Below are 511 nucleotides of genomic sequence, written 5' to 3' on the forward strand. Positions count from 1 at the left end.
AACTCACCAAGATCACGAGCGGCCTCCACGGCCCAGGCTACGACGCGTTCGCCGCCGACACAGCAACCAACGGCAACTTCGCCAACGCCTTCCACACCTTCACCGCCGACTGGTACCCCGACCACGTCTCGTTCGCCATCGACGGGAAAATCTTCAGCACCCAGTACCGCACCCGAGCCGGCGCCGGCTGGGTCTTCGACCACCCCTTCTTCCTACTGCTCAACGTCGCCGTCGGCGGCGACGGACCAGGCAATCCGGACACCGCCACCAAGCTGCCACAGCAAATGCTGGTCGACTGGGTCCGGGTCTACCAAGTCGGCCCCCCGAAGTCAGCCGCCACCGGCCCGATCACAGGCTTCGGCGACAAATGCGTCGGTGCCGCCACCACCATCCAATTGGCCACCTGCCGCTCCAGCGGTGGCCAGACCTGGACACTGGCCACCGACGGCACCCTGCGACAAGAAGGAAAATGCCTCGACGCCGGACTCGGCGCCGACAACGGCAGCCGACC

The 511-nt window shown here is 66.3% G+C and carries 1 protein-coding gene; it reads left to right on the top strand.

Annotation, left to right across the window (positions count from 1 at the left end; translation table 11 throughout):
- Positions 1-511: family 16 glycosylhydrolase (locus tag ABEA87_RS42435; protein WP_345639480.1), on the top strand; the 511-nt coding region annotated here is incomplete at both ends.

Origin of the sequence: Rugosimonospora acidiphila, from assembly GCF_039543385.1 — a bacterium.
Lineage (GTDB): Bacteria > Actinomycetota > Actinomycetes > Mycobacteriales > Micromonosporaceae > Rugosimonospora > Rugosimonospora acidiphila.